Here is a 6,509-nt window from a genome sequence, read left to right on the forward strand (position 1 = left end):
GGCAGGGGATGGCCGTCCTCTCAGTGACGCCGCCACGAGCATCGATGTTTCACGAGGGGGATACATGAAGGGCATCATTCTGGCGGGCGGCTCGGGGACGCGGCTGCACCCCATCACGCTGGGGGTCTCGAAGCAGCTGATCCCGGTCTACGACAAGCCGATGGTGTACTACCCGCTGTCGACGCTGATGCTCGCCGGGATCCGCGAAATCCTGGTCATCACGACGCCGCACGACGCCGCGCACTTCGAGCGGCTGCTCGGGGACGGCTCGCAGTTCGGCGTCTCCCTCTCGTTCGCTCAGCAGGAGTCGCCGGACGGCCTCGCACAGGCCTTCACGATCGGCGCGGACTTCATCGGGGACGACAGCGTCGCCCTGGTCCTCGGGGACAACCTGCTCTACGGGCCGGGCCTGGGCACGCAGCTCAAGCGCTTCGCCGACATCGACGGCGGCGCGGTCTTCGCCTACTGGGTGGCGGAGCCGGAGGCCTACGGGGTCGTGGCGTTCGACGCCGACGGCCAGGCCGTCTCCCTGGAGGAGAAGCCCGCCGCGCCGCAGAGCAACTACGCGGTGCCCGGCCTGTACTTCTACGACAACGATGTCATCGAGATCGCCCGCAACCTCGCGCCGAGCGCCCGTGGGGAGTACGAGATCACGGACGTGAACCGGGCCTACCTCGAGCGCGGCAAGCTCCAGGTCGAGGTCCTTCCGCGCGGGACGGCGTGGCTGGACACCGGAACGTTCGACCAGATGACCGACGCCGCCGACTATGTGCGCACGATGGAGCGCCGCACGGGGATGAAGATCGGCGTGCCGGAGGAGGTCGCCTGGCGTCAGGGCTTCCTCGACGACGAGGCCCTGCGCACGCGCGCGGAGGCCCTCGTGAAGTCGGGCTACGGAACCTACCTGCTCGGACTGCTCGAAAGGGGCGCTCGATGACCCGCCTGCTCGTGACCGGCGGTGCCGGCTTCATCGGATCGAACTTCGTCCACCACGTCGTCGCGCACACGGACGCGCAGGTGACGGTGCTGGACAAGCTCACCTATGCCGGCAACCGCGCCTCGCTCGCGGGTCTGCCCGCCGACCGGGTCGAGCTCGTGGAGGGGGACATCGCCGACGCCGCACTCGTCGACAGCCTGTTCGCCAGGACCGACGCCGTCGTCCACTACGCCGCCGAGTCCCACAACGACAACTCGCTGCACGACCCGCGGCCGTTCCTCGACACGAACATCATCGGCACCTACACGCTGCTGGAGGCCGCCCGTCGCCACGATCGCCGGTTCCACCACATCTCCACCGACGAGGTCTACGGAGATCTGGAGCTGGACGACCCGGCACGGTTCACGGAGCAGACTCCGTACAACCCCTCGTCGCCGTACTCGTCCACGAAGGCCGGCAGCGACCTGCTGGTGCGCGCCTGGGTGCGCTCGTTCGGGGTGCAGGCGACGATCTCGAACTGCTCGAACAACTACGGCCCGTACCAGCACGTGGAGAAGTTCATCCCGCGCCAGATCACGAACGTGCTGCGCGGGATCCGACCCAAGCTGTACGGCGCCGGGCAGAACGTGCGCGACTGGATCCACGCCGACGACCACTCCTCGGCCGTCCTCACGATCCTGGAGAAGGGCGAGATCGGCCAGACGTACCTGATCGGCGCCGACGGCGAGAAGGACAACAAGTCCGTCGTCGAGCTGATCCTCACGCAGATGGGCCAGCCCGCCGACGCCTACGACCACGTCACCGACCGCGCCGGTCACGACCTGCGCTACGCGATCGACTCCACGAAGCTGCGCACCGAGCTCGGTTGGGCGCCGCGATTCTCCGACTTCGAGTCGGGCCTGGCCTCGACCATCGAGTGGTACCGCGAGAACGAGGACTGGTGGGCGCCGGCCAAGGACGCCACGGAATCGTTCTACGCCGCCAGGGGGCAGTGATGACCGCGTTCGGCAAGGCGCTCACGATCACGGAGACGCCGATCCCCGGCCTGCTCCTCGTCGACCTCCCCGTGCACGGCGACACCCGCGGCTGGTTCAAGGAGAACTGGCAGCGCGAGAAGATGGTCGCCGCCGGTCTTCCGGACTTCGGCCCCGTGCAGAACAACATCTCGTTCAACGACGCGATCGGCACCACCCGCGGCATCCACGCCGAGCCGTGGGACAAGTGGGTCTCCGTCGCCACCGGCCGGATCTTCGGTGCCTGGGTCGACCTGCGGGCGGGCGAGACCTTCGGGCGCGTCTTCACGACGGAGATCGACCCGTCGCGCGCCATCCTCGTGCCGCGCGGCGTCGGCAACTCGTACCAGACGCTCGAAGCGGACACCGCCTACACCTACCTGGTGAACGACCATTGGTCGCCCGACGCGGCGTACTCCTTCCTGAATCTGGCCGACGAGACGGCGGCCATCGCGTGGCCGATCCCCCTCGACCGGGTCGAGACCTCTCCGAAGGACCGGGCGCATCCACGGCTGGCCGAGGTGACCCCGATCGGCCCGCGGAAGATCCTCGTCGTCGGGGCATCCGGTCAGCTCGGCCTGGCGCTGCGCAGGTCCTTCGGCGATGCGGAGCACGTCGAGTACACGACCCGCGAGACGCTGGACCTCCGCGACCCCGGGCTGACCGGCGCACGGCGCTGGCGCGACTACGGAGCGATCATCAATGCGGCCGCTTACACGGCCGTCGACCGCGCCGAGACGGAGGGGGGCCGCGCGGAAGCCTGGGCGGCGAACGTCACCGGCGTGTCCGCGCTCGCCCGGGTCGCGACCGAGAACGGCCTCACGCTCGTGCACGTGTCCAGCGACTACGTGTTCGACGGCACGAAGGACGAGCCGTACACGGAGACGGACGGGGTGCGCCCGCTGGGGGTGTACGGCCAGACGAAGGCGGCTGGAGACGCGATCGTGGCGACCGTGCCCCGCCACTACATCCTGCGCACCTCCTGGGTGATCGGCGACGGTCACAACTTCGTGCGCACGATGGCCTCGCTGGCCGGGCGGGGCGTCGCCCCGCGTGTGGTGGGCGACCAGATCGGACGACTCACCTTCACGACCGACCTCGCGGAGGCCATCCGGCATCTGCTCGACGTGTCGGCGCCGTTCGGGCTCTACAACGTGACCGGGGGCGGCGAACCGCACTCCTGGGCCGACATCGCCCGCGCGGTCTACCGGCAGACCGGGCACGACCCGGCCGCGGTCACCTCGGTGACGACGGAGGAGTACTTCGCCGACCAGGCCGGACCGGTCGCGCCGCGTCCGCGCAACAGCGTCCTGGACCTCGCCCGGATCACGGCCACCGGCTGGACACCACGGGACGCGGATGCGGCCCTCGTCGACTACCTGTCCGCGGACGCCTAGAGCTCGCCCGGCTTCATCGCCTCCGCGTCGATGGCGCGGACGATGCGCAGGGTCGCGGTGTCCGGCTCCGGCTCGCCCGCGGCCTGCCGCTCCTCCCGACGCCGACGGGGCGCGTACACGACGAGCGAATGGAACAGGAACCGGGCGAAGAAGGCCACGACGAGGGACAGGGCCGTCGCGAGCACGCTGGAGATGTGCCACGTCTCGACCATGAGCGCCATCACCGGGATGCGCAGCGCCGCCTCCACGTTGTTGAACGTGAACGAGGCCGCGAAGCGCACGGCGGCGCTGCGGGCATCGGTGCGCATGTCGGCGAAGACGAAGCGCTCCTGCAGCAGGAAGTTGCCGATGATCGTGACCTCGGCGCCGATGATCGCCGCCCAGACGTAGGGGACGCCCGCCGCCGTCAGCGCCCACATGATCGCGAGGTTGGCGATGGCGCCGAGCACGCCGATCGCCGCGAACAGCGACATCTTCCCGAACCGCAGCCGCGCCAGGTGGGCGATGAACGTGGCCCCCTGGCGCAGGCTCGCCTTCGAGGTGCCGTGTCGACGCTCGGCGAACTCCATCGGGATCTCCGCGATCCGCAGATCCGTCCGCGCGAGGATCTCCAGGAGGATCTTGAAGCCCTGCGGCTGCAGTGCATCCAGCCGCAGGCGACGCCGGTCGACGAGGAAGAACCCGGTCATCGGGTCGGTGCTCCGGGCGAGCCGCCGCGGGAACATCGCGCGGGTCAGCCACGTCGCGGCGCGGGACACGCCGAAGCGCACGGCCGTTCCCAGGCCGCTCGTGTCTCCGCCGCCGACGTAGCGGGAGGCCGCGACCACGTCCGCGTCGCCGTCCGCGAAGCGGTCCAGCAGGGCCGGCAGGAGCTCGGGCGGATGCTGGAGGTCGCCGTCCATCACGATGCAGACATCGGCGTCCGCGGCTCCCAGGCCGACGACGACCGCCCCGCCGAGGCCTCCGACGTTGTCCGAGCGATGGATCACCCGCACCGGGATCGGGGCGTCGACCGCGACGCGCTCCACCTCGGCCGTGGTGTCGTCGCTGCTGTCGTCGACGAAGAGGATCTCGGCGTCCCGTCCCGCCAACGCCGCGGCCGTGCGCTCCACGAGCTCGGCGACGTTGTCGCGCTCGTTGTAGGTCGGCACGATGACCGTGACCCCTGCCCCCAACGTGGTCCCCTTCGTCGTTCCGCAGCCCCATCGGCTCCGACATCCATCGTTCCATGGGTTCCTATGGGCTGCAGGACACGTTCCTGCTAGAGTGTCGTCTGCGGCTGTGGGAGTCGCGCCGAACGGGTGGGGATCCGTTCGACTGGGGAATGATCGATCTGGGGAGATCATGGGGACGCGTATCGGCTATGCCGTCGGAGCTTTCGACCTGTTTCACGTCGGGCACCTCAATCTGCTGCGACACGCCAAACAGCACTGCGACATCCTGATCGCCGGTGTCGTGAGCGACGAGATGCTGCGTCAGGTCAAGGGGATCGAGCCGGTCATCCCGACCGCCGAGCGTGCCGAGATCGTCCGGCACATCTCCTTCGTCGACGACGTGTACGTCGAGACGACGCCGTCGAAGATGGACTCGTGGCGCGACGTGCGCTTCACGCACTTCTTCAAGGGCGACGACTGGCGCGGCACCGAGAAGGGCCTCCGGCTAGAGAGCGAGTTCGCGGAGGTGGGCGTCGAGGTCGTCTACTTCCCGTACACCGCGCACACGTCGAGCTCGGCGCTCCGCCGCGCGCTCGACGCGATCACGGCCAACGCCACGGCATCCGCGGTCGGCGCGACCCGCTGAGGCGGGGTCAGTTCGCGACGCCGAGGAGGCTGCGCGCCATCCGCGCCACGTGCGGCGGCGTGTGCGGGCCGAGCCACACCGTCCAGTGCTCCGGGGGCTCGCTGCACGTCCACTCCAGACACCACGCGTAGACGGCGTTCGCGAGGCGCTCGCCACGCGCGTGGGCGCGCGTCCCCTCGGCCCGCACGAGCCAGCGGACCGAGACCCCCGGGGGGACGTCGATGTGCCGGAACTGGATGCGGGCCGCCGCTTCGATGAGGATGACGCCGTGCGCATCCCACGGGAGCCGCGACGCGACGCGCGCGATGGCTCCGGCATCGGCCGCATCCCCGGCAATGAGCACCGCTCCTTCCATCGCTTCCCAGTCCGGATCCTCCAGGTGCTCGCACGCGCTGCTCATGCCTCCACTATAGGTAAGGCTACCCTTACCTTCAAGAGCGACTAGCCTTCGACGACGGCGCTCGTCAACGCCGTTGCCCGGCGACGGCGCCGCGGGCCACCCTTGCTCCGTGAGCAGCAACAGGATTCGACGGATCTCCGCCGGTCGACGCCTGATCGGCGCCCTGGCCGGCCTCCTCGTGGCCACAGCCCTCGGCGGATGCGGGATGACGATCCCCGCCGACCCGGGCGGCACCCTGGACCGCATCACGGACGGGGAGCTGCGGGTCGGCACCTCGCCCGACCCAGGCCTCGTCGAGATCGACGGCGGCGAACCGCGCGGGCCGGTCGTGGATCTCGTCGACGCCTTCGCCGCGAGCATCGACGCGGACGTCACGTGGACGGTCGCGACCGAGGAGAGCCTGGTGGGCATGTTAGAGACGGGCGACCTCGACCTCGTGGCCGGCGGACTGACGCCGGGCACCCCGTGGATCGACAAGGCGGGCGTGACCCGCGGCTATCCGGGTATCGAGGGCGCGGGCGATCGGGAGCTCGTCATGCTGGTGCCCCTCGGCGAGAACGCCTTCCTCTCGGCCCTCGAGACCTCTCTCGACGAGGAGGTCGATCGATGACCGGGACGAAGCAGTTCGGGCGCACCGATCTCCCCGACGAACAGCAGCAGGCCCCGCGCAATGCCGTACGCTGGGAGATCTTCACGMTCGTCTACACCTCGATCACGATCACCGTGATCGCCCTCGTCGTGGGCGAGTCGCAGGCGATGCGCACGGCGTGGATCGAGGACATGCTGTCGCTCATCCCGCAGTTCGCCTTCCTCCTCGCGCTCCTGTTCGTGCGGCGACGCCCCATCCGGAAGCACCCCTATGTCTTCCACCGGGCTATGGGCGTCGGCCACCTCGTCTCCGCTGTCGCTCTTCCCGCGGTCGGTTTGAACCTCGACTTCGAGGCCGTAGCGTGCCACATCCG

At 69.6% G+C, this 6,509-nt stretch carries 8 protein-coding genes; 6 read left to right on the forward strand and 2 right to left on the reverse strand.

Going from position 1 to position 6,509, the window contains the following annotated elements:
* The first annotated feature begins 64 nt into the window (after positions 1 to 64).
* The 3 genes from rfbA to B7W94_RS02425 are packed head-to-tail and all read left to right on the forward strand — an operon-like array spanning position 65 to position 3,347.
* Complete coding sequence (rfbA, locus tag B7W94_RS02415) at positions 65 to 937, forward strand: glucose-1-phosphate thymidylyltransferase RfbA (RefSeq protein ID WP_085604093.1); 873 nt, start codon at positions 65 to 67, stop codon at positions 935 to 937.
* A complete protein-coding gene (rfbB, locus tag B7W94_RS02420; protein WP_060922256.1) occupies positions 934 to 1,932 on the forward strand; it encodes a dTDP-glucose 4,6-dehydratase in 999 nt (332 codons plus the stop codon). Before rfbA ends, rfbB begins: the two co-directional genes overlap by 4 nt.
* The gene (locus B7W94_RS02425) at positions 1,932 to 3,347 is read left to right on the forward strand and encodes a sugar nucleotide-binding protein (protein ID WP_085604096.1); all 1,416 of its coding nucleotides are present in this window, start codon (positions 1,932 to 1,934) and stop codon (positions 3,345 to 3,347) included. The genes rfbB and B7W94_RS02425 overlap by 1 nt, the downstream gene beginning before the upstream one ends.
* Here B7W94_RS02425 and B7W94_RS02430 read toward each other — a convergent pair.
* Positions 3,344 to 4,522, reverse strand: coding sequence for a glycosyltransferase (locus B7W94_RS02430; protein WP_139833224.1), 1,179 nt, complete (start codon positions 4,520 to 4,522; stop codon positions 3,344 to 3,346). The genes B7W94_RS02425 and B7W94_RS02430 overlap by 4 nt on opposite strands.
* 169 nt (positions 4,523 to 4,691) lie before the next feature.
* Here B7W94_RS02430 and B7W94_RS02435 point away from each other — a divergent pair, with 169 nt between their 5' ends.
* Positions 4,692 to 5,147, forward strand: coding sequence for an adenylyltransferase/cytidyltransferase family protein (locus B7W94_RS02435; protein ID WP_060922253.1), 456 nt, complete (start codon positions 4,692 to 4,694; stop codon positions 5,145 to 5,147).
* A 7-nt stretch (positions 5,148 to 5,154) separates the two neighbouring features.
* Here B7W94_RS02435 and B7W94_RS18225 read toward each other — a convergent pair whose 3' ends face one another.
* Positions 5,155 to 5,547 carry an SIP domain-containing protein gene (locus tag B7W94_RS18225; protein WP_102208730.1) on the reverse strand — a complete coding sequence of 131 codons (393 nt, stop codon included), beginning with the start codon at positions 5,545 to 5,547 and terminating at the stop codon, positions 5,155 to 5,157.
* A gap of 109 nt (positions 5,548 to 5,656) precedes the next feature.
* Between B7W94_RS18225 and B7W94_RS02445 the strand changes: the two genes are divergently transcribed.
* Complete coding sequence (locus B7W94_RS02445) at positions 5,657 to 6,157, forward strand: hypothetical protein (protein WP_253247359.1); 501 nt, start codon at positions 5,657 to 5,659, stop codon at positions 6,155 to 6,157.
* The coding region (locus B7W94_RS02450; protein WP_216353859.1) for a cation transporter at positions 6,154 to 6,509 on the forward strand (356 nt) is incomplete at its 3' end. The genes B7W94_RS02445 and B7W94_RS02450, both read left to right, overlap by 4 nt.

Source organism: Microbacterium sp. LEMMJ01, assembly GCF_002114135.1.
GTDB lineage: Bacteria > Actinomycetota > Actinomycetes > Actinomycetales > Microbacteriaceae > Microbacterium.